Annotated in this window: 20 protein-coding genes and 1 tRNA gene; 7 read left to right on the top strand and 14 right to left on the bottom strand. The window is 56.4% G+C overall.

Annotated elements, in window-relative coordinates; translation table 11 throughout:
- Nucleotides 1–100 precede the first annotated feature (100 nt).
- From DOP62_RS07095 to ffh, 5 genes are all read right to left on the bottom strand, one after another.
- Entirely contained in the window at nucleotides 101–1,066 is a 966-nt protein-coding gene (locus DOP62_RS07095; RefSeq protein ID WP_208676076.1) for a PhoH family protein, read from the bottom strand.
- Between the two features lie 126 nt (nucleotides 1,067–1,192).
- Entirely contained in the window at nucleotides 1,193–1,366 is a 174-nt protein-coding gene (rpsU, locus tag DOP62_RS07090) for a 30S ribosomal protein S21 (RefSeq protein ID WP_011244628.1), read from the bottom strand.
- Between the two features lie 59 nt (nucleotides 1,367–1,425).
- Entirely contained in the window at nucleotides 1,426–1,743 is a 318-nt protein-coding gene (locus DOP62_RS07085) for a KH domain-containing protein (RefSeq protein WP_370538759.1), read from the bottom strand.
- A gap of 4 nt (nucleotides 1,744–1,747) precedes the next feature.
- Complete coding sequence (rpsP, locus tag DOP62_RS07080; RefSeq protein WP_208676080.1) at nucleotides 1,748–1,996, bottom strand: 30S ribosomal protein S16; 249 nt, start codon at nucleotides 1,994–1,996, stop codon at nucleotides 1,748–1,750.
- A 103-nt stretch (nucleotides 1,997–2,099) separates the two neighbouring features.
- Nucleotides 2,100–3,554: a signal recognition particle protein gene (gene ffh, locus DOP62_RS07075; protein ID WP_208676082.1), complete on the bottom strand. Its 1,455-nt coding sequence runs from the start codon at nucleotides 3,552–3,554 to the stop codon at nucleotides 2,100–2,102.
- Nucleotides 3,555–3,700: 146 nt separating this feature from the next.
- Between ffh and DOP62_RS07070 the strand changes: the two genes are divergently transcribed.
- Complete coding sequence (locus DOP62_RS07070) at nucleotides 3,701–3,997, top strand: hypothetical protein (protein ID WP_208676084.1); 297 nt, start codon at nucleotides 3,701–3,703, stop codon at nucleotides 3,995–3,997.
- Here DOP62_RS07070 and DOP62_RS07065 read toward each other — a convergent pair.
- Both DOP62_RS07065 and DOP62_RS07060 read right to left on the bottom strand, forming a co-directional pair.
- Nucleotides 3,954–4,340: a hypothetical protein gene (locus tag DOP62_RS07065; protein ID WP_208676086.1), complete on the bottom strand. Its 387-nt coding sequence runs from the start codon at nucleotides 4,338–4,340 to the stop codon at nucleotides 3,954–3,956. The genes DOP62_RS07070 and DOP62_RS07065 overlap by 44 nt on opposite strands.
- Nucleotides 4,340–5,152 carry a hypothetical protein gene (locus DOP62_RS07060; RefSeq protein WP_208676088.1) on the bottom strand — a complete coding sequence of 271 codons (813 nt, stop codon included), beginning with the start codon at nucleotides 5,150–5,152 and terminating at the stop codon, nucleotides 4,340–4,342. The genes DOP62_RS07065 and DOP62_RS07060 overlap by 1 nt, the downstream gene beginning before the upstream one ends.
- Before the next feature lie 132 nt (nucleotides 5,153–5,284).
- Here DOP62_RS07060 and DOP62_RS07055 point away from each other — a divergent pair, with 132 nt between their 5' ends.
- The 5 genes from DOP62_RS07055 (at nucleotide 5,285) to DOP62_RS07035 (ending at nucleotide 13,515) form a co-directional block, all read left to right on the top strand.
- The gene (locus tag DOP62_RS07055; RefSeq protein WP_208676090.1) at nucleotides 5,285–6,670 is read left to right on the top strand and encodes a cytochrome ubiquinol oxidase subunit I; all 1,386 of its coding nucleotides are present in this window, start codon (nucleotides 5,285–5,287) and stop codon (nucleotides 6,668–6,670) included.
- Nucleotides 6,671–6,707: 37 nt separating this feature from the next.
- The gene (cydB, locus tag DOP62_RS07050) at nucleotides 6,708–7,742 is read left to right on the top strand and encodes a cytochrome d ubiquinol oxidase subunit II (protein WP_208676092.1); all 1,035 of its coding nucleotides are present in this window, start codon (nucleotides 6,708–6,710) and stop codon (nucleotides 7,740–7,742) included.
- A gap of 171 nt (nucleotides 7,743–7,913) precedes the next feature.
- Nucleotides 7,914–8,417, top strand: a complete 504-nt coding sequence (locus tag DOP62_RS07045; protein ID WP_208676094.1) for a hypothetical protein — start codon at nucleotides 7,914–7,916, stop codon at nucleotides 8,415–8,417.
- Nucleotides 8,418–8,980: 563 nt separating this feature from the next.
- The gene (locus DOP62_RS07040) at nucleotides 8,981–10,264 is read left to right on the top strand and encodes an efflux RND transporter periplasmic adaptor subunit (protein WP_208676096.1); all 1,284 of its coding nucleotides are present in this window, start codon (nucleotides 8,981–8,983) and stop codon (nucleotides 10,262–10,264) included.
- Entirely contained in the window at nucleotides 10,261–13,515 is a 3,255-nt protein-coding gene (locus DOP62_RS07035) for an efflux RND transporter permease subunit (RefSeq protein ID WP_208676098.1), read from the top strand. Before DOP62_RS07040 ends, DOP62_RS07035 begins: the two co-directional genes overlap by 4 nt.
- Nucleotides 13,516–13,544: 29 nt before the next feature.
- Here the strand turns inward: DOP62_RS07035 and DOP62_RS07030 are convergent, their stop codons facing one another.
- The 6 genes from DOP62_RS07030 to DOP62_RS07005 form a co-directional block, all read right to left on the bottom strand.
- Nucleotides 13,545–13,979 (bottom strand): hypothetical protein, encoded by a 435-nt coding sequence (locus DOP62_RS07030; protein WP_208676100.1) that lies wholly within the window; start codon nucleotides 13,977–13,979, stop codon nucleotides 13,545–13,547.
- Between the two features lie 3 nt (nucleotides 13,980–13,982).
- Nucleotides 13,983–14,864 carry an FAD-binding domain-containing protein gene (locus tag DOP62_RS07025; protein ID WP_208676102.1) on the bottom strand — a complete coding sequence of 294 codons (882 nt, stop codon included), beginning with the start codon at nucleotides 14,862–14,864 and terminating at the stop codon, nucleotides 13,983–13,985.
- Nucleotides 14,865–15,035: 171 nt separating this feature from the next.
- Complete coding sequence (locus tag DOP62_RS07020) at nucleotides 15,036–15,632, bottom strand: peroxiredoxin (protein ID WP_208676104.1); 597 nt, start codon at nucleotides 15,630–15,632, stop codon at nucleotides 15,036–15,038.
- A gap of 73 nt (nucleotides 15,633–15,705) precedes the next feature.
- The gene (locus tag DOP62_RS07015) at nucleotides 15,706–17,175 is read right to left on the bottom strand and encodes a pyridoxal phosphate-dependent decarboxylase family protein (protein ID WP_208676106.1); all 1,470 of its coding nucleotides are present in this window, start codon (nucleotides 17,173–17,175) and stop codon (nucleotides 15,706–15,708) included.
- A gap of 206 nt (nucleotides 17,176–17,381) precedes the next feature.
- Nucleotides 17,382–17,455: transfer RNA gene (locus DOP62_RS07010), tRNA-Arg, on the bottom strand.
- Between the two features lie 64 nt (nucleotides 17,456–17,519).
- Nucleotides 17,520–18,299: a hypothetical protein gene (locus DOP62_RS07005; RefSeq protein ID WP_208676108.1), complete on the bottom strand. Its 780-nt coding sequence runs from the start codon at nucleotides 18,297–18,299 to the stop codon at nucleotides 17,520–17,522.
- Nucleotides 18,300–18,374: 75 nt separating this feature from the next.
- On the opposite strand from DOP62_RS07005, the gene murG reads away from it, so the two are divergent.
- Entirely contained in the window at nucleotides 18,375–19,448 is a 1,074-nt protein-coding gene (murG, locus tag DOP62_RS07000) for an undecaprenyldiphospho-muramoylpentapeptide beta-N-acetylglucosaminyltransferase (protein WP_208676110.1), read from the top strand.
- Between the two features lie 83 nt (nucleotides 19,449–19,531).
- Here the strand turns inward: murG and groL are convergent, their stop codons facing one another.
- Entirely contained in the window at nucleotides 19,532–21,166 is a 1,635-nt protein-coding gene (gene groL / locus DOP62_RS06995) for a chaperonin GroEL (RefSeq protein ID WP_208676112.1), read from the bottom strand.
- Nucleotides 21,167–21,209: the final 43 nt, after the last annotated feature.

The raw sequence follows: 21,209 nt of genomic DNA, 5'->3' as shown, positions 1-21,209 counted from the left end.
ACCAGACATGTGGATTTCGATGCGTCCTTATAGTGTCCGCGATCGCCCCCATTGGGGTTACATTTCGCAGAAAAAGCAGCTTTGAGCAGAAACTTAGCTTTCAGGTACCGCCGCTCTGGGCTTCAAAGCGCTCATAGGCTTCAACGATGCGCTGCACTAAGGGATGACGCACCACATCCTGCCGACCGAGCTTGCAAAAGGCGATGCCTTCAACATTGCCCAAGATTCGTTCGGCTAAGGCCAAGCCTGAGGGAACAGAGGGCGGCAAATCGGTCTGACTAGGGTCGCCTGTCACCACCAGCTTGGAGCCAAAACCAATCCGCGTCAGCATCATTTTCATCTGGGCGGGCGTCGTGTTTTGGGCTTCATCCAAAATCACAAAAGCGCGGTTGAGGGTGCGCCCCCGCATGTAGGCCAGCGGTGCAACTTCAATCACCCCACGCTCCATCAGCGCCGAAATCCGCTCCGGTTCTACCAATTCGTGGAGGGCGTCGTAGAGCGGCCGCAGATAGGGATCGATTTTCTGCTGCAGATCACCGGGGAGAAAGCCCAAGCGTTCGCCGGCTTCTACGGCAGGCCGCGTCAGAATCAGCCGCTCGCATTGGTTTTCTAGCAGCGATTGCACAGCGACGACAGCGGCCAGAAAGGTTTTGCCGGTTCCCGCTGGCCCTAGCCCAAAGGTCAGCGTTTGCTTGCGCATCGCTTGGATGTAGCGTTGCTGGCGAAAGGTGCGCGCCCGAATCACTTCGCCCCGGCGGGTTCGTGCCAGCACGTCTTCGCGCATGGCCAACAGTTCCGGCTGACGCTGGGTATCGATCGCCTGTCGCGCAGTCAAGATATCGACTTCCGCGATCGCGCGCCCCTCAGACCAGAGGGCTTCCAAAGCAGCAACTAATTGCCCGCAGAGTCGAACCTGGGTTTCGGTGCCGCGCAGCACCAATTCTTGACCCCGCAAAACGATATCTGCACCCGTTTGGCGAGCTAGCAATTTGAGATTGGCTTGCCCTTCGCCGCTCAGGGCGATCGCGCTTTCCAAGCTCGGTAAAAAAATCGAGGTCGACTCCATTCAGAGCCCACCTCTCAGTAAATGGGCGATCGCACGCACAGAGTGCATCTCAACCCTCAAGCTAAAACTCAAAATTCTGTCAGTGGATGCCGCTTCGGATCAGAAAGGCGGCACCCCAGCTAGCAATTAGCGACGACGACGACGAGAGGCCTCGAGCTTGCGCTTGCGACGTTGGCTCGGCTTTTCGTAGTGCTCGCGTCGACGGACTTCGGGAAGAATGCCAGCTTTCTGGATTTTCTTCTTGAAACGACGAAGTGCTGACTCGATCGTTTCGTTTTCGCCTAGACGGACTTCAGCCACGCTTGGTAATCACCTCCCGAATAAAAGCTAAATGTCGAACTTCGAGACTTGCAGAATCACTATTCTACCGGATCGCGGTCTCGGCGCTGCGGTCGTTCTGTGTGGCGAGCTTGCCCTAAAACTTCCAAGTGGATCTGCTGACCCGCTAATTCAGCTGTGGCACTGAGGATGGCTCGCACGGCTTGGAGGTTGCGCCCTCCGCGCCCCAAAATCCGAGGCATGCTGGTGTCGGCTGCAGCCAAACGCAACAGAACCCGCTGGCCCGCTTGCGTCACTTCGCAATCCAAGCGCAACGACTCCCCCGGCTCTAAGAGAGGCTCTAGCAAATGGCGAACAAGCCCGACGTAGTCCGGTCGATCGGCAGAAGCCTGCGACAAAACCTTAGGCCTTCAGCTGTTCAAAAATTTGGGCTTTGGTCAAGATGCTGCGCACCGTCTCGGTGGGTTGAGCCCCTTGTTGCAGACGACGAACGATCGCCGGCACATCCAGACGAGTTTCGTTGGTGCGGGGGTTGTAGAAACCGAGTTCTTCCAAAGGTGCACCATCACGACGAGAGGTGCTGTTGGTCGCCACGATACGGTAGCTGACTTCCCGTTTCTTACCGAAGCGCTTGAGACGCAGTTTGATCATGCGAATGCTCTGATGAGTGACATCAACTGAGGATGGCTAGAGATAGCCGACAATCTCTCAAATTACCATGGCTGGCAACCAAGAGCCAAAGGACAATCGCGGACTACAGGCCAAAGCCCTTTTTCTTTTTGCCGCCTTTCTTTTGCTTTTTCGGAGGGCCATAGCCCCGGAAACCGGGCTGAGGTGCAGGCGCACCGCCACCCAATCCGGGCATGCCACCGCCAAAACCGGGCATTCCCATGCCACCGCCGGGGAAGCCGCCTTGGCTCATCTGCTGCATCATCGTACGCATCTGTTGGAATTGCTGGATGATTTGGCGGATTTCGGCTTCGGTTTGACCGCAACCTTTAGCAATGCGGTGGCGGCGGCTGGGGGAATTTGCCAACAGGTCTGGATCGCGACGCTCCTGCGGCGTCATCGAGCCGATCATCGCTTCAACGCGCTTGAGTTGACGCTCGCCCTGACGCAGTTGCTCGTCGTTGATTTTGCCGCCAAGACCCGGAATCAATTTGACGAAGCCCGCCAATGACCCCATGTTCTTCAGCAAGCGCATTTGCTTAAGGAAGTCAGTGAAGTCGAATTTGGCCGCCAGGATTTTCTCCTGCATTTTTTCGACATCGGCCAAGTCGATTTCTTCTTGGGCTTTTTCGACCAAGGTCAGCACGTCGCCCATGCCGAGGATGCGCGAGGCCATCCGCTCAGGATGGAAAGGCTGCAGGGCTTCAACTTTTTCGCCCAGACCGACAAATTTGATCGGCTGACCGGAAACGCGGCGAATCGAGAGGGCTGCCCCACCGCGGCTATCACCATCCAACTTGGTCAGGATGGCGCCGGTGATCCCAATCCGTTCGTGGAAGCTGCGGGTCAGGCTAGCGGCTTCTTGGCCAATCATCGAGTCGACGACCAGCAGCACTTCGTGGGGCGCGATCGCCTCTTTAACTTGGGCCAGCTCCTCCATCATTTCCGTGTCGATCTGGAGTCGGCCTGCCGTATCGACGATGACGGTGTCAATGCCCTCTTGCCGCGCTTTTTCGACACCTTGGCGAGCAATCTCAACCGGATTGGCGTCGCTGCCGAGTTCAAATACGGGCACATCGATCTGTTTGCCCAGTGTGATCAACTGGTCGATCGCTGCCGGACGATAGACGTCCGTGGCCACCAACAGGGTCGATCGCCCTTCCTTGCGCAGATGTAGTGCCAGCTTCGCCGTGGCGGTCGTTTTACCCGCACCCTGGAGACCGGCCATCAGAATGACGGTTGGGGCTTTGGCGGCTTGGGCCAGCGGGACATGGGTTTCGCCCATGACCTGCACCAGCTCGTCGTAGACGACCTTGATGAACTGTTGGTCGGGCCGAATCCCGCTGATGACCTGCGTCCCGACCGCTTTTTCTTGGACTTGAGCAATAAATTCTTTGACAACGCCGAGGTTGACGTCCGCTTCGAGCAGGGCGCGCCGGACTTCTTTGAGCGCCTCTTGGACGTTTGATTCGCTGATTTTGTCCTGGCCCCGGAGCTTAGTCCAGGCTTGTTCTAGGCGTTCGGCAAGAGCGTCAAACATGAATGAGCGATCGCGTGGCGGTAACCTTCCCATCTTACGGCGGGGCTGAAAAGCACGGCTGAGCGGTGTTAGACGGTAGCTTCAGCCGCCGATCGCTGCGGTTGGACTATGGCAAAGTGAACCCAAGCGTTTGCTAAGTTGCCCCAATGCGCAGCCAACTGCTCCTTGCTGGGGGGCTGATTTTAAGCCTCCAATCGGCCATTGCGGCAGAGACTCTCCTGGATCTGCCAGAAGAGGTACTGCGCCAAGAAATCATTTTGGACGGGCGATCGCCTCTCGATGGTCGCCCCCTGACGCCAGAGGAATACACCATCTTGCAGCAGCGCTTGCAGACTGACCCCGACCCCGTCAGAGGACTCAACCCATCAGTGCGAGAACTGGCGTTCTTCCTCGGGGTTCTCAAAGCGGCGAAAAGTCTGTTTCCGTTTCTGCCATTGCCCTAGCAAACAGAGACGTCAACGGCTGCAGACTGCCAGTCCAAACCTGAAATTGCTCATTGAGCATCTGCCGGAAAATCTCGAGCACCAGCTCAAAATCGCCGCTGATCGTCACCTCACGATCGCTGCTGTAGTCGGCATAAAAACACTCGGCGCTGTCGGGGCGATCGTCCACAGCATCCAACAGCAGGACGAACTCTGCTTCAGTCAGGGTGCGATCGCTTTCCAGCACAGCATGAATCCGAATTTGTTCGTCGTCTTGATAGCGCTGTACTTCCCAGCCCGGATAGTCGTAGGAGCGGAGTTCCTTCTCAATTTCCACTAGTCGGGCACGAAGAAGAGCAGACATCAGCGAACAGCCTTGGGATTAACGGCAGGAGGTGCAAACAGAACTTGGGACTGGGGACGGTGCTGAAGGTGCCAAGGTCCATCGGGAAGACGCTGCCCGAGGTACCAGAGCGGTTGGCTGGGATGTGCCTGGATTTGCAGCGGAGCCTCAACTTGCTGCCGAGTTGGCGATGGCCAAGGGTCTCCGGGCCGGCGCGATCGCTCGGTCTCCCAGTGACTGAGCCAGAAGCGGCGATCGCGCCCACAGGCGATCTGCAGTTGGGTGGTGCGCCAGCTCCACTGTTGCGAAGCGGTTTTTCCCTCTACCTGAAAGCGCTGCCCCAACCAAGACAACTTCAGCGCAGCTCTTACAGCTTCTGACTGCCAGGGATACTGGCGCCATTGCTGGTGTAAGCCTGCCATCGGTTGTGATAGTCCCAGCTTCAGGCTGCCCAGAAAGGGGCGATCGTCCACGAGGCCAACTGGAATTGAGCTGCTTGAAGCTCGCCTCAATTGTGCGATCGCGGTTTGCCAGTTGCTCCAGAGCTGCAACTCCTCGCAGAGCTGGCGATCGCTTCCCAATGGCAGCAGCAACCAAGGGCGATCGCTAGGCCAAACCATGAGAACCGCACTGACGGTTTCTGGATCCGTCGCTGTCACCAGCCCTTCGACTGCTGAGTGTGATCGGATTAGAGCTGAAATCTCGTGCGGCTCCCGACAGCGAGGCAGCAGCACTTCAAATCCTTGGGCCTGCAAAGCTTCGCGCACCTGTCGCCGCGATCGCGCGGCAATCAACGCACTGGGTAAGACCACCAAGAGACGGTGCAGCGTCACAGCCCAGCCGCCTCGGGATGTTCAAGGTTGGGGCGATCGCTTGGACTGAGGCAGGAGGTCAGGGAATGCAGATTTTCTAGAACTCCAGAGAAAAATATCGTCACAATGGGGGCACGATCGCCCCCCAGCCTTATGTCTTGGCTTGCCGACACCGCCACGCTCTCTCGATTGCAGTTTGCTGTCACCGCCATTTTTCACATGCTCTGGCCGGTATTGACGACAGGCTTGGCCATTTTTTTGGTGATTGTGGAGGGTCTGTGGCTACGGACGCGCAACCCGGATTATTACCATCACGCTCGTTTTTGGGCCAAACTCTACGTCCTCAACTTTGGGATTGGTGTTGCCTCGGGGCTGCCGATGGAATTTCAGTTTGGAACCAACTGGGCGCCCTTCTCAGAAGCGGTCGGTGATTTCTTCGGCAGCATTCTCGGCTTTGAAGGTGCGATGGCCTTCATGTTGGAAGCGGGCTTCTTGGGGATCATGCTGTTTGGCTGGAATCGCGTGCCGCCTGTGATCCACTACCTCGCCACGATCATGGTGGCGTTTGGGGCAAACCTCTCGACCTTCTGGATTTTGGCGGCCAACTCTTGGATGCAAACACCGGCTGGAACCGTGCTTCAGGATGGTCACTTCCAGGTGCTCGACTACTTCCGGATCATCTTCAATCCCTTCATGGCGGTCAGCGTCTCCCATATGTTCCTCGCAACTTTGGAGACTTCGCTGTTTATGGTCGGTGGCATCAGCGCTTGGTACCTGCTGCGCGATCGCGAAAGTGACTTTTTCCGTCGCTCCTTTGTGATCGTCCTTTCAGCATTGATCGCGATCGCCCCACTCCAAATCTGGGTCGGTCACCTCAGTGGCGAGCAAGTCTGGGAATATCAGCCGACAAAACTGGCAGCAATGGAAGCGCAGTGGGAAACGATCCCTGCCGGTGAAGCTGCACCGTGGAGCATCTTGGCTTGGCCGGATACCAAGGCTGAAACCAATCGCTGGTCACTAGAAGTTCCGCAGGCGTTAGGCTGGATTCTGGAATTTCAGCCACGCCTCAGCCGTCCGCTCAAGGGCTTATCAGAGTGGGAGCCGCGCGATCGCCCCAGCATGGTCGGCCTAGTTTTTTACGCCTTTCGGGCCATGGTCGGCATTGGCTTTGCCCTCGCTGGCTTGATGTTTCTGACCATTACCCAATGGTTGCGCGGCAATCTCACCAACCAACGCTGGCTGCTCTGGGGCTGGGTGTTGGCTGCGCCCTTGGGCTACATTGCTGTTGAATCGGGCTGGATTGTCCGTTGTGTGGGTCGTCAGCCTTGGCTCGTCTACGGCCAGTTGCGAACGCTGGATGCTGCCTCCAATGTTCCTGCCGGAGCCGTTGCCTCTTCTCTCGGAACCTTTTTGCTGCTCTACAGCGTGCTCTTTGTGACGGCGCTCTATTTCGGTCGCCGTATTTTGATCAAGGGACCAAACCGCCAATTACCGCTTCCTGAAACTGCAGCACCAGTGACGGCTGCCGCCGAGTCTTAGTTTTCAGTCATTTGCTGTTGGTTGTGAGCGATCGCCCATGGATGCCCTGCTGCATTTTCTTCCTCAGGTTTGGTTTGTCATTCTGGCGCTATTCCTGTTTCTCTATGTTGTTCTTGATGGCTTTGACCTAGGCGTTGGCATTCTCTCGCTGACGGCCAGCAGTGAGAACCGCCGCACAATTTTGATGACCAGTCTTGGCAACATCTGGGATGCCAATGAAACTTGGCTAGTTTTGATGGGCGGTGCCTTGTTTGGAGCTTTCCCGTTGGCCTATGGCACGATTCTCAACGCGCTTTATCTGCCGATTTTCCTAATGATTTTTGGCTTGATTCTGCGGGCGGTTGCCTTTGAATTTCGGGAAAATGCCGAGAATAAGCGCTTCTGGAATGTGGCCTTTGGGAGTGGTAGTTTTCTGGCTGCTCTTGCTCAAGGCTTCGCGCTGGGCAGTGTCTTGACAGGCATCCAAACAGATGTCAGTGGCCATTATATCGGTGGTCTTTGGGACTGGCTGAACTGGCATAGCTTGCTGGTTAGCCTGACGTTGATTCAAGCCTATGTACTGATTGGCTCGACCTACTTAATTATGCGAACAGCAGGCAGTCTACAGGAGACACACTTCAAGACAGCCAAGCTAGCTGCCATTACCACTCTTATCGGTGCGATCGCAATTACTGCGACTACACCATTTATCTCGGAAAGTGCCCGCGATCGCCTTTTTCAAGTGCCATTCATCTATGGCTTTACACTCATTCCCATTCTCGGTGTCCTTCTGATTATTGCGCTGTGGCAAAGTCTCCAAAAACGGAAAGAAGTCGCTCCCTTTGTTTGGACTGTTTTATTGTTTATCTTGACTTTTATTGGTCTGGGTTTGCTTGTTTTTCCCTATGTAATCCCGCCCAGTATCACTATCTATGAAGCAGCTGCTTCGCCGAGTGCTCTAGTCTTCATGATTGTTTTTATTGGTTTTTTGATTCCTATCATGTTGTTCTATAACATCTACAACTACGTTGTCTTTCGGGGCAAAGTAGAGGTTGAGCATTCAGAAGTAACCGGACTGCCCCAAGATGCTTAGCTGGTGGTTGCTTGTCGGATTGTCAAAGGTCGATTGAAGTGCTAGGCTCTTGCCCCATGTTGAATCATCACGCTCCCAGTCCACAGCCGAAGTCTGATGCTGGGGAGCGAGACTAGGCATAAAAGATGTCATTCATTTTGTTCGCTCAACTTTCCTAAGAGATTGGCTGTTATGACGCTGTTGCCTAACCGTCGGCAGCCCTCCATGCTGAGTCCTCGTCAAGCAATTAGCTGGGCGATCGCGATGATTGGGGCGGCGGCTCTGATGCTCCCTACGGTGCTGCGAATTCAGCAACAGGCTCAGATGGATCAAGCCATTTCAACCACTGAGCAAATACTGCGGATACTTCGACAAAGTGCTCAACTGCGCGATCGCGATTGCCGCTTTTCCCTGACGGGATCAGTAGTCACCATTCAGCCTAGCGATTGCTGGGCAGGCGGTTCCTTGAACTTTGCCACTATCTCCTCCGCACTGCGGATCGATCCCGATAGCACTTTGGTTGGCGACAACGTGGCGATTTTTCAGATCAGCGGCAATGTGGATCTGCAGAATGCGCCTCAAGGACGACGGGTGTTGATCCTAGAACATGCTCAGCTCCCTGGTCGTCGTTGTGTTGAGGTCATACACAGCGGCGGCATCAACAGCGGCACTTGGGATGGCCGCAAGTGTGATTAAGGGCTCTTGCGGACAGCGACTCAGTGAGGACAAAAACGGAAGCATTCCCTCCAAAGTCAGCCCTGTCTGCGATAGAACATGGCCATAAGTTCAGGACTGTGTGCAAAAATCCAGCTCGGTTAAGTGATCTGATCGCATGATTTTAGTTTTCAGCTTCTCTCATACAGTCCGCCTTTAGAGTTTTTGTATCTTTGCGTTGATAGCTATAAAAATAATTGGTTTGCAAGATTCTCAGTCAAAAATCGCTGATTTTTACCTTTATTCCTATCGCTATCGTTAATTTAATAGTGAATTCATCTGTAGTCATTATGCTTGAGAGACTTGGGTGAAGTCAGCGATTGCTATCAGTAGTGATGTTTAAACTGCTGAAACATTTTCAATTTTTTGGCGTCAGACGCATTGGAATCATCGTCACTCTTGTAGAAGTCTGCGATCGCAAGGTGGACGAGTGCACTGAGTGATGTGTGCTAGCGCACTTGCTTTGCTCCGACATCTGCTTGTCTCATGCAGACTGTAAAGAGATTTTGCAAGTCTGTGTCTCCCATCCTTCTCACCCTGTCCTCATGACCGTTTTTGCTCACTCCCGTTCTCGTCTTGGGCTGGCCTGCTTGCTGGTGGCCCTCACTACGTCAGGCTGTCGGCTACTGCCGCCGGGATCTGCACAAACCAGTCGGGATCAACTGCGATCGCCTGTGACAGCAGTGGATGCGGTGGTGGTGGAACGGCAGCCCTTGCAGGAGGCGACACGCTACACCGGGACGACGGAGCCTTTTCAGTCTGTGTCGCTGCGCGCGCAGGTGGAAGGACAGGTAATCGGTCTGTCGGTGGATGTGGGAGATGCTGTTCAAGCGGGACAGTTGCTGGCTCGCCTTGATGATCGCTTGCAGAGTACGGCGGTGGTCGCAGCGGCAGCAGAGGTAGCGGCTCGTCAATCAGAAGTTGCAAGTCAGCGAGCAGAAGTGATCGCTGCGAACGCAGCGGTTGAACAAGCTCGACTCCAGCTCCAGCAGGCCCGCTCGGATGCAGCCCGCCTGACGCGGCTCTTTCAGGCAGGTGCGATTTCGGCTCAGGAAGCAGAGACTGCCCAGACTGCAGTCCTAACTGCTGAACAAGCTGTCCGTACCGCGCAACAGCAGGTGCAAACTCGCCAGCAAGCCGTGGCAGCCGCAGAGCGGCGCGTGGTCGCGCAACAGGCGATCGCCAGCCAAGAGCAAGCCCGTCGCAACTTCACACAGCTGATCGCACCGGTGACGGGTTTGGTGCTGGAACGCAGCACAGAAACGGGAAACTTGGCTCGGGCGGGTGATGAAATTCTCACCATCGGCGACTTTAGCCGCATCAAAGTGGTGGTGCGGGTCTCGGAGCTAGAGCTGGCAAACCTGCGAGCTGGGCAGCCAGTGCAAGTGCGGCTGGATGCCTTCCCGAAACAGACTTTCACGGGGCAAATCAGCCGAATTGCGCCTGTCGCCGATCCGCGATCGCGCCTGATTCCGGTGGAAATCACCATGCCCAATCCCAACGGCCGGATCGGTAGCGGCCTGCTGGCACGGGTATCCCTCGCAACGACCGCTCCCGACCCAATCGTGGTGCCAGAAACGGCTCTTTCGACTGGTGAGGCTTCACCGACGGGCGATCGCGGCACGGTCTTTGTCCTCAAGAAGCAAGGCGATCGCACGACTACGGAAGCGCGATCGGTGCAGTTGGGGGCTCGTGCGGATGGCCGCATCGTGATTCAAAGCGGCTTACAAGCGGGTGAAACAATCGTTGTCCGCAGCGCCAATCCGCTCAAAGCGGGCCAGCCAGTGCGTCTCAGCATTCTGTCCAATCCCGGAGACCTCGACGGATGAGCCAAACTCCCCCTCCAAAGCTCAGCCTCAGCGGCCTCTCGATTCGTCGCCACATTGGCACCTTGATGCTGACCGTGGCCACCATTGTCGTGGCGCTCTTCTTGGTCAGCCGGCTGCAGGTAGATCTGCTGCCTTCAATCACCTATCCCCGCGTTGGGGTGCGTCTCAGTGCACCGGGTCTCGCACCGGAAATTGCTGTCGAGGAGGTCACCAAGCCCTTAGAAGAATCCCTCTCGGCTACTGAAGGCGTGGTGCAAATCTTTTCGCGCACGAGGGAAGGGGATGTCAGCATTGACCTCTTCTTTGAGCCGGGTGGCAATATTGACCAAGCCCTCAACGACGCGACGGCTACTTTTAACCGAGCGCGATCGCGCCTGCCTGAAGGCATTGAAGATGCGCGACTGTTCAAGTTCGATCCGTCCCAGTTGCCGGTTTATGAATTTGCGCTCTCTTCCACCGAGCGATCGCCGCAAGAGTTACGCCTCCTCGCTGAAGAAGAACTCGCGCGCGAGCTAACCTTAGTGCCCGGGGTGGCGGCGGTTGATGTTACCGGCGGTCTCGAAGAGGAAGTGCGGGTCTTGATCGATCCCGATCGCCTGCAAGCCTTAGGGTTGGGTCTTGATAACGTCCTCAATGAACTGCAAGAGAGTAACCAAGATGTTTCGGGTGGGCGACTGCTGGGCAGCGCGGAGCCTCTGACTCGGACGACGGGGCGCTTTCAAAATGCGCAAGACATTCTGGATCTGACTTTTGAACGGGCTGGCAGCGAAGCCGATCCGTCTCAACAGCTGCTGCTGCGTGATTTTGCGCGGGTGGTTGATGGCAGTGCCGAACAGCGTATTTTCGTCAGCTTGAATGGCGAGCCAGCCGTCAAAGTGAGCGTTCAGAAGCAGCCGGATGCCAACACGATCGCGGTGGTGGATGCAGTTAAGCAGCGCTTGAGTCAGCTCCAATCCAATCAAGTCCTCGGTCAAGGCATTCAGGTGTTACCGACGCTGGACGAGTCGATTTTTATTCAAAACGCGATCGGCAACGTCACCAGCTCTGGGTTAGCGGGTGCAGTCCTTGCAGCCCTCGCAGTCTTGCTGTTCCTCGGATCGTGGCGACAAACCCTGATCATCGTGATCTCGATCCCGCTGGCAACTCTGGCGGCGATCGTGATGATGCGCTTGGCGGGCTTTTCGCTCAACATCTTTAGCTTGGGTGGGTTAGCGCTGGGGGTCGGCATCGTCGTCGATAACTCGATCGTGATGCTGGAAACGATCGCAGACGGCGTTGGGATCACGCCAGGGCGAGATAGCCGCAGCCTGCTTTCACCACGTCAAGTGATTAAGCGGGCGATCGAGAGTAGCCAGAAGGTGGAATCGGCGCTGATTGCCTCGACGACAACCAACTTGGTGGCGGTGCTGCCCTTTTTGATGCTGGGCGGCTTCATCTCTTTGCTCTTCAGTGAACTAATTCTGACGATCAGTTTTGCGGTTGCTGCTTCGATTCTGGTGGCGCTGACCGTGGTGCCAGCGCTGGCCTCACGCCTCTTGGCGCGTAAGGAAACCAGCGGTCTCGATCGCTGGCCGCCGTTGTTGGCCTTTCAGCATCAGTTTGCGCGGCTCCAAACAGCCTATGGTCAGTTCCTCCGGCGGGTGATCGCCCGACCACTGCGTACGATCGCGATCGCCTTTCTGATCTTGGGGCTGAGTGGTGCTTCGTTGCTGGGGCAGCTCTCGCAGGAGATTTTGCCGCGAATCAATACAGGCCAAGCGCAACTGTTTGTGCAATTTCCACCCGGAACGCCGCTCGCGGATAACCAGCGGGTGATGACAGCGATCGAAGAGTTGCTCCTCGAACAACCAGAAACGGACTATGCCTTCACCACCATTGGTGGGTCGCTATTTGGTGCCAACACCACAACCAATGTCCTGCGTAGTTCCAGCACGATCACTTTGAAGCCGGGAAGCGATGTCGATCGCTTTGTGGAACGGCTGACCCCCGCTTTCAATCAACTCAATCTGGTTGATACGCTGGTGCGCGTCACGCCCGGCGCGGTACGGGGTCTGATCACTAACAACTCACCCCTGCGTGGGGCTGATATTGACATCATTCTCCAGAGTGATGACCGCGAGCAGCTGGCGATCGCAGGGGAACAAGTCATGCAGGCTCTGGGGCAATCGCAACTGGCCCGCTATCGTCCGGATAGCGATCGCCGCGAGCCAGAATTGCGCATCCAGCTCGATCGCGAACGAGCCGCAGCCTTGGGGCTTAATCCCAGTCGCGTCGGCAGCACGATTCAGACGGCGATCGAGGGGTCAATTCCCACACGCCTACAGCGAGGCGATCGCCTAGTGGATGTGCGGGTGGAAGTGGCTGACACGGCACTCAATACGCCAGCTCAGTTGCTGCAACTACCGCTATTTGGCAATACGGGCTCCTTGATTCGCCTGAATGATATTGCCCGCGTGGAAACGGGAACAGCGCCCGCGGAAATTCAGCGGATTAATCAGCGGCAGGTCTTCCAAATTGCCGGCAACCTTAGCCAAGGCGCTAGCCTGAGTGCTGCCCTTGCCGAAGCAGAACGCTTGATTGCCACAGTGGATCTGCCCGCGAATGTCAGTCTGTTACCCAGTAGTGCCGCCGAGAGCAACCGCCAGTTGCAGGCGAGTCTACCGATTCTGGGAGCGTTGGCGGCCTTCTTGGTCTATGTGGTCATGGCGGTGCAGTACAACTCCCTGATTGACCCGCTGGTGATTATGTTCACATTGCCCTTGGCCTTAGCTGGCGGGATTCTGGGACTGTATTTCACGAACACTGCGATCGGGGCGACCGTGGTAGTTGGGGTGGTGCTGCTGGTCGGGATCGTCGTCAACAACGCAATCATCTTGGTGGAACTGGCCAACCAACTACGGGAAGAGCAAGGTTGTGATCGCCGCTCAGCCATGCTGCAAGCCGCACCCCAACGGTTGCGCCCAGTGCTGATGACGACCTTGACGACGGTGCTGGGGATGCTGCCTTTGGCACTAGGCATGGGACAGGGCAGTGAGTTCCTGCAGCCCTTGGGCATTGTGGTCTTTTCGGGACTGTCACTGGCGACGGTGCTGACGCTGCTGATCATTCCCTGCTTCTACGTGCTGCTCCATGCGATCGCCGATCGTTGGACTGAGCAACACCCAGTCTGGCGGAGCTTGCCGCTCTTATCCGATCGCCAGTCACGGCCTTCTGTCGGGGCGACGCCTAACAAGTCCAAGGTAGATTCGTAGGAACTGACAATAACCTTGGCGATCGCTGGTTAGTGGTCCCTGCTCGTTGGTTCAAACGCCCACTGCTGAGCTGTTTTCCAGTAGCGGGAGAAGCGTTTGAGATCGACATAGCCCTCGATTGCAGCGAACTCAGGGCCATCGCAGATTTCTAGATCCAAGTCTGCTTCGATCGCATCGGCGATCTGGTTGAACCGCGGGCTGGGGCTATCGGTTGTGGCGAGGCGATCGGCCCCGTGCGTTTGGGCAAAGCGCTGGAGTTCTTGGACAGGATCACCGCGCCGAATGGTGACCGGCAGCTCCAGCAGGCACTCGTAGATGAAGACGATGCGTTTCAAGCTGATCTGCCACTCCTGGAGCAGCTGATCATCCCAGACCCACAAGGCTGGAGCTTGGGGATAGCGCAGAAGGGCAGGGTTTTGGGGACTGAGATCATCCCCATGGATCCAAACAATGGGCTGGCTCATGCTTTAGCGCTGGCGTGAGTGGGAGCGATCGCGGTGCCAACGTCCGCCTTGGCGGGGTTGGTCGCGGAATTCAGCATTAGGAAAGAGTTGGTCGGCAAGATCGTCATAGCTGCCATCAAAAGGACAGCGATCGCGACTCGGGCAATCCTGACAGTCGCGATCGCCGTTGTATCGTTGTAAGTTCTCGCGATTGAACCAGTAGGGCTTAGTGCTAAAGGTGCTGGCTACCCATTGCCAGGACAGGTTGTTGCTAGCCGGATCGCCATCGAGCAAATGCTGGAGAAACCAGCGCGCACCAGCCTGCCAGCGAATCCGTCGCCAATGAACCAGATAGGCCGCCAGCCACATGCGGGCATGGTTATGCAAGTAGCCGGTTGCTTGCAGTTCGCGACTGAAGCGATCCATGCAGGCTAAGCCTGTCGCAGCAGCTTGCAGATCAGTTGGCAGCGACTCGCCGTACTGTTCGAGATTCCATCCCGTCTTGTAGGGTTCGCGATCGCGCCAAATGCGATCGCCCCATTCCCAGTAGAGACGCTGCCAGTAGTCGCGCCAAGCCAGTTCGGTAATCAGTTTCTCGCCATCACTGCGCTGGCGAATTTGACTGAGGACGCGATCGCGCACTATTGCCAGGCTGAGGACACCGTGGCGGATGTAAGGTGACAGGCGCGTCACTGCTCCATCTAAAAAGTTGCGAGTTTTGCCATAGCGCAGTGGATTGATCGCGTCGAGCTGAGCGATCGCGGCCTGATAGCCGCCCCGCATGGTGCTGACCTGGGGGGCGACGGCCGCAGCCTCGGGGAATTGCTGACGCAGGTAGTCGATCAGCTCCTCGCGATCCCGAAACGATCGCCGCAGATCATGTCCGTCGCTGGACTCTGGGCTCATGCAAACAGCAGCTTTACAATTCTTCACTTTTAGCATGCTGGCCGAGCAGGACTCCGCGGCGTTGATTAAGTGATGCAGGTTTTTTTCATCAAAAAAAGGAGCCCCAATGACTGGAGCTCCAAATGCTTGCCTTAATCAATCGATTGAAGTTGTGAAGAGGAACCGTGCCAATTAGACAGCAGCGAAGAACTCTTTCGACTTGACAGGGTCGGGGTTCATCGTCGCGGCGCCAGGCTGCCAGTTAGCCGGGCAAACTTCATCGGGGTGGCTTTGAACGTACTGGATTGCTTGCAGCACGCGCAGGGTTTCATCCACGCTGCGACCAAATCCCAAGTTGTTGATGGTGGCGTGCTGGACAACACCGTCTTTGTCGATGATGAACAGGCCGCGCAGAGCAATGCCTTCAGCAGGATCAAGCACGTTGTAAGCGGTGCTGATTTCTTTCTTGAGATCAGCAACCAGTGGGTAAGCCAAGTCGCCCAGACCACCTTCTTTACGGCTGGTTTGAATCCAAGCCAAGTGGCTGAATTGGCTATCGACCGACACACCCAAGATTTCGGTGTTCAGGGCCGAAAATTCTGCGTAGCGATCGCTAAAGGCAGTGATTTCGGTCGGGCAAACAAAGGTGAAGTCGAGGGGATAGAAGAACAGAACGACGTATTTGCCCCGGTAATTGGACAGCTTGATCGTTTGGAATTCCTGATCAACGACTGCAGTCGCTTCAAAATCGGGGGCCAATTGGCCGACGCGCAGGGCTCCTTCGGTCATGAGTCTCACGGCTCCGGGTAAATATCAATGGGTACTCGTTCGATTGAGTTCCCTGTAAACATTTATATCATACTCATAACGACTGTGAGTAAGTGATCCCGTTATCTTGACTTTGGGGCTCGGGCTGGATCTGGCGATCGCGGCAAAAGGCGTCAATCACGCCAAATAGTTGTCGCACATGCTCATGGGTCGTGAAGGGATTGACCAGCACCGCCTTCAGCCACAGGCGATCGCGGAAGCGAGGTAGTGATAAGAAGAAGTGCTGATCCAATAGGGATTTCTGGAGTTCAGCCGTGAGACGATCGCTCTCCAATCGGAAGCAGAGGATGTTCAGATCCGGTGGGGTTGCCACTTGAATCTGAGGACGCTGGCGTAATTCAGCGACGAAGCTGCGACCCAGCCGCATCCCGTGGTCAACCAAGGCTTCACAGCCGCGATCGCCAAAATGTTGAAGCGTCAGCCAGAGCTTGAGAATGTCTGCTGGTCGAGTGCCTTGGACAGAAACTTCACCAAGGTTGATCAAGTCGTCCGCTTCGCCCATGTAGGGTGCCGCGATGCGGAAATGCTCCGTTAAGACTGACCAGTCGCGCAACAGAAGTGAAGCACTGGTTTTCGCGACACAGAGCCACTTCTGCGGGTTGAAAGTGACGGAATCGGCTTGCTCAATCCCCTGCAGCTTTTGGCGATATCGCGGCGAAAAGATCACAGCTCCGCCATAGGAGGCATCAACGTGGAACCAAAGCCCTTCAGCGCGGGCGATCGCGCCTAGTTCCGGTAACGGATCAATGCTGCCCGTCACTGTTGTTCCAGCTGTGGCAACCAAGCAGAAAGGACGCTGACTTTGACGGCGGGCAGAGGCGATCGCTTCTGTTAGGGCTGCAACCTGCATCCGACCGCGGCGATCGGTGGGGATTGGGATGACGGCTTGGCTCCCCAAACCCAGCAACATTGCCGCCTTTTGTAGCGAGGTATGAGCGGCTTCGGACGCAAACAGCACTGGCTTTTGAGCCAAACCAGCTAGCCCTGTTTCTTGCACTTGCAAGGCCCAGTTCCGTGCTAAGGCGATCGCCTGTAAATTGGCAAGGCTACCGCCACTCAGCAGCAATCCTCCAGCCTTATCCCCCAAGCCAAAGCGTTGGGCCAACTCCCGCAGAACTGTTGTTTCTAAGCGCGAGAGACTCGGCGACATCTCGACGCTGAGCAGATTGTTGTTGAGTAAGGCCGCGATCGCGTCGCCAATGACTGACGCAGTGCTGGCTGCCGGATCCATATGCCCCAAGTAGCCGGGGTTAGCCGGATTCATAGCCTGAGCCAACAGCGGTTCTAGCTGGCTGAGCAAGTCTGGCAGAGGTACAGACTGCGCTGAAATTCCCACATTCTGCTCAAGGCCCTGCCAAGTGGGGAGGGGCGATCGCTGAGCCGCTTGGCTACCGTGATTCAAAAGTTGGGTAAGCGCCTGTTGAGCCACAGCCGCGATCGCTTCGCGGTTACTCCCATCCGGGCGCAAAAAAGCCGTTTCCGGCAAAGGCGCAGAAGAATTCAAGCGTCGGCTCTCAAGTCGCAGAAAACTTCGCAGGCGTTGGGCAGTCTGCCAAGGACAAAACGTGGGCAGAGCCTCAAGTCAGCCACGGCTGCAAAGACAGCCTTATGATCTCACATCCGGCGATCGCTCCGGCGGCATCTCGGTAGCCAGCAGCTGCCTGAAACAAAAGCCTGCCTGAGACATTGCTCAGACAGGCTCTTGCGCGACGGGTTTGGAGGGATTCGAACCCCCGACCCTTTGATCCGTAGTCAAATGCTCTAATCCACTGAGCTACAAACCCGCGTCGATTTATTAATGTAGTTGAAGTGACAGCTTTTGTCAAACCCCTCTACACATTTCATCCGCTAGCGATTGGGACGGGTGCGATCAACTACTCGCAGGCGTTCGCTGACGACGGTGAGACCATCCCGACGGATGACCAACGCCGAAATCCAAAAGTTGCCGGGACGCTGGGGCGCCCGTGCTTGCTTGTAGACACCGCCTGCTGTTAGGGCTTGGAGCCGAAAGTCTGTTGGATTAAGCAGCCGTTGCAGTTCAATTGGGTCTTCAGTGACGCCACCGACGAGTAGGTCGTCATTGAGAGGTGCATCGACGTAGGCATCAAAGGAAAAGTTTTCGCCAGTCAGTACCGTGGCTGGCGCGTTCACCGTCAGCTCTGGCGGATTGCTACCACTGCTGAGGCGACTGCGCTCGCTCAAAATTTCCTCGCGCTGCAGGCGACCGTCCTGTAGCAGCCAACGACTCTTGATCTCCGAGGCCAAATTGAAGGTGCGATCGCCTTGCTTCCGTTGACCCTCAATCTTGGTTAGGGTTTCGACTTGCAAGCCAGAACCGCTGGGCTGGCTATTGAGGACTTGAACGGTGTAGCGAGCGCCCGGAAATTGCTTCCAAAAGCGCTGCATCGCGGAGTCGTAGCCAATGCGATCGAGACCGTCGGGCGGCTGAAAACTGGGGGAATAGAGGTTGGCGATCGCCTTCGCATCTTGGCGAGTTGCCGCTGCGGCCAAGCTTTGAAACACCGTATTGGCTGCGGCTGGGGTTTGGGCACGACCAGGAGTGAGTGTTGCTCCAAGCAAGAGTGTTGCGAAGAGTGCCAACGAGAACGGACGAATAGATCGCAGCATAGGAACCCTAGTCGCAAGGAGGGCAGTTGGCCTGACGGTATTCTAGTCGCTGATTCTCTGACGTCAGGGTGGCTTGTGTCTGTTGCTGAACCGCGCCTGCTCTTTGCTGCCAGTGGTACTGGTGGCCATGTCTTTCCAGCTTTGGCCGTGGCAGAAGCCTTACCTGAAGCCAAGATTGATTGGTTGGGGGTACCTGATCGCTTGGAGACGCAGTTGGTCGGCGATCGCTATCCGCTGCATACGATCCGCGTTGGTGGCTTTCAGGGCTCGTGGATTCAGCGACCTGTAACAGCGTTGCGCTTAATTGGCGCGATTTTTCAAGTACGACGACTGCTGAAGCAACAACAGATCGAAGCCGTCTTTACGACGGGTGGCTACATCGCGGGGCCTGCGATCGCCGCAGCTTGGAGTTTGGGAATTCCCGTGGTCCTGCATGAGTCCAATGCGCTGCCCGGGAAGACAACCCGTCTACTCAGCCGTTTTTGCCGACGCGTTGCCCTTGGCTTTGCGGAAGCAGGGAAATATCTGCCGGGGCGACCGCTGCAAGTCGTGGGAACGCCCCTGCGATCGCAGTTTTATCAGCCTAGTCAGCATGGCCTACCGATTCCGGATGATGTGCCCGTGGTGCTGGTGATGGGCGGTAGCCAAGGCGCGGTGGCAGTTAATCGTCTTGTTCGTGCAGCCGCTCCCGCTTGGTTTACAGCAGGTCTGTGGGTTGTGCATCTAACCGGCCAACAAGACCCCGATCGCGGTCAGCTGCAACATCCGCAATACATCGAACTACCGTTTGTCGATAACGTCGCGCCGCTCCTGAATCGAGCGGATTTTTCGATCAGTCGTGCCGGTGCTGGCAGCTTGGCGGAGCTAGCCGCCGCCGGACTGCCCAGCTTGCTGATTCCCTATCCATTTGCAGCCGAAGATCACCAAACCTTCAATGCCCGAATTTTTGCGGAGGCCGGAGCAGCAATCTTGGTGCCTCAGTCAGACCTGACGGTGGAGCAGCTTCAGCAGCAGGTCTTGGATCTTTTGCAGGCTCGCTTGGGGGCTGCGATCGCCAATCCCTTGCCGAAGATGGCAGCTGCCGCTGGCAAACTCCACGTTGCAGACAGTGCTGAACAGGTCGCCGATCTGTTGCGATCGCTGCTGTAACCAACAAGAAGCTCCCCAGAGCAAACCCTGAGGAGCGATCGCAAGCGGAGGAGAACCCTCCGCCTGTCTTAAAACTGGGAGACTTAGTAGTCGAAGTCGCCCATGCCGCCGCCAGCACCAGCCGGAGCTTTTTCCTTCGGTTCGGGCTTGTCGACCACGATGCACTCGGTGGTCAGCACCATAGCTGCGATCGAAGCCGCGTTTTGCAGGGCGCTACGGGTCACTTTGGCGGGGTCAACGATACCAGCCGTGAACATGTTCACGAATTGGTTGTTGGCCGCGTCGTAACCTTCATCGAAGGGCAGCGACTTGACGCGCTCAGCAATCACAGCGCCGTTGAGGCCAGCGTTTTCAGCAATCCGCTTCAGCGGAGCCGTCAGGGCACGAGCCACAATCTGAGCACCGGTCAGCTCTTCACCGCTGAGGTTGGCAGTTGCCCACTCTTCCAGTTGAGGAGCGAGGTGCGCCAAGGTGGTGCCGCCGCCAGGAACGATGCCTTCTTCAACCGCCGCTTTGGTGGCGTTGATCGCATCTTCCAGACGCAGTTTGCGGTCTTTCATTTCGGTTTCGGTTGCAGCGCCAACTTTGACGACAGCAACGCCACCGGAGAGCTTGGCAAGACGCTCTTGCAGCTTCTCTTTGTCGTAGGACGACTCAGTTTCTTCGATTTGGCGACGGATTTGGTCAACGCGTGCTTTGACAGCAGCTTCGTTGCCTTCAGCCACGATCGTGGTGTTGTCTTTGGTGATCGTGATCCGGCGGGCTTTACCCAGCTGGTCGATCTTGGTGGTGTCCAGTTTCAGACCTGCGTCTTCGGTGATCAGTTGACCGCCGGTCAAGACAGCGATGTCTTCCAGCATGGCTTTACGGCGATCGCCAAAACCAGGTGCTTTGACCGCAGCAACGTTCAGAACACCGCGCAGACGGTTGACGACCAAGGTTGCCAGCGCTTCTTTCTCGATGTCCTCAGCGATGATCACCAGCGGACGACCAGCGCGAGCGACTTGCTCGAGCACGGGCACCAAGTCTTGGACCAGACCGATTTTCTTATCGGTGATCAAGATGAAGGGCTCGTCGAAGACGGCTTCCATCCGCTCGGTGTCGGTGGCGAAGTAGGGCGAGATGTAGCCCTTGTCGAAACGCATCCCTTCGGTGACCTCCAGTTCGGTGGTCATCGATTTGCCTTCTTCCAAGGAGATGACACCTTCTTTGCCCACTTTGTCCATGGCATCGGCGATCATCTGGCCAACTTCAAAGTCGTTGCCAGCCGAGATTGCACCGACTTGGGCGATCGACTTGGAGTCTTCGACCGGACGAGCGTGGGACTTGATTTGGTCAACCAAGAAGTTGGTGGCTTTGTCGATCCCGCGCTTCAGCAGGATGGCGTTGGCGCCAGCTGCCACGTTGCGCAGACCTTCTTTGACCACAGCGTGAGCCAAGACGGTTGCGGTGGTGGTGCCGTCACCGGCTGCGTCGTTGGTTTTGGAAGCGGCTTGACGAATCAGCGCCACACCAGTGTTTTCGATGTGGTCTTCCAGTTCGATTTCTTTGGCGATCGTCACACCGTCATTGATGATTTGCGGTGCGCCGAATTTTTTCTCAAGAACGACGTTGCGACCTTTGGGGCCGAGGGTGACTGCAACGGCTTCCGCCAGAATGTCGATGCCTTTTTCAAGGGCGCGACGGGCGTTTTCGTTGTAAATGATCCGTTTAGCCATGGTGATCTCTTAAGGAATGTCCTGAAGGGCAGTGAAAGGAAGA

Origin of the sequence: Synechococcus elongatus PCC 11801, from assembly GCF_003846445.2 — a bacterium.
GTDB classification, from domain to species: domain Bacteria; phylum Cyanobacteriota; class Cyanobacteriia; order Synechococcales; family Synechococcaceae; genus Synechococcus; species Synechococcus elongatus_A.
This window is presented reverse-complemented; position numbering and strand designations above follow the sequence as displayed.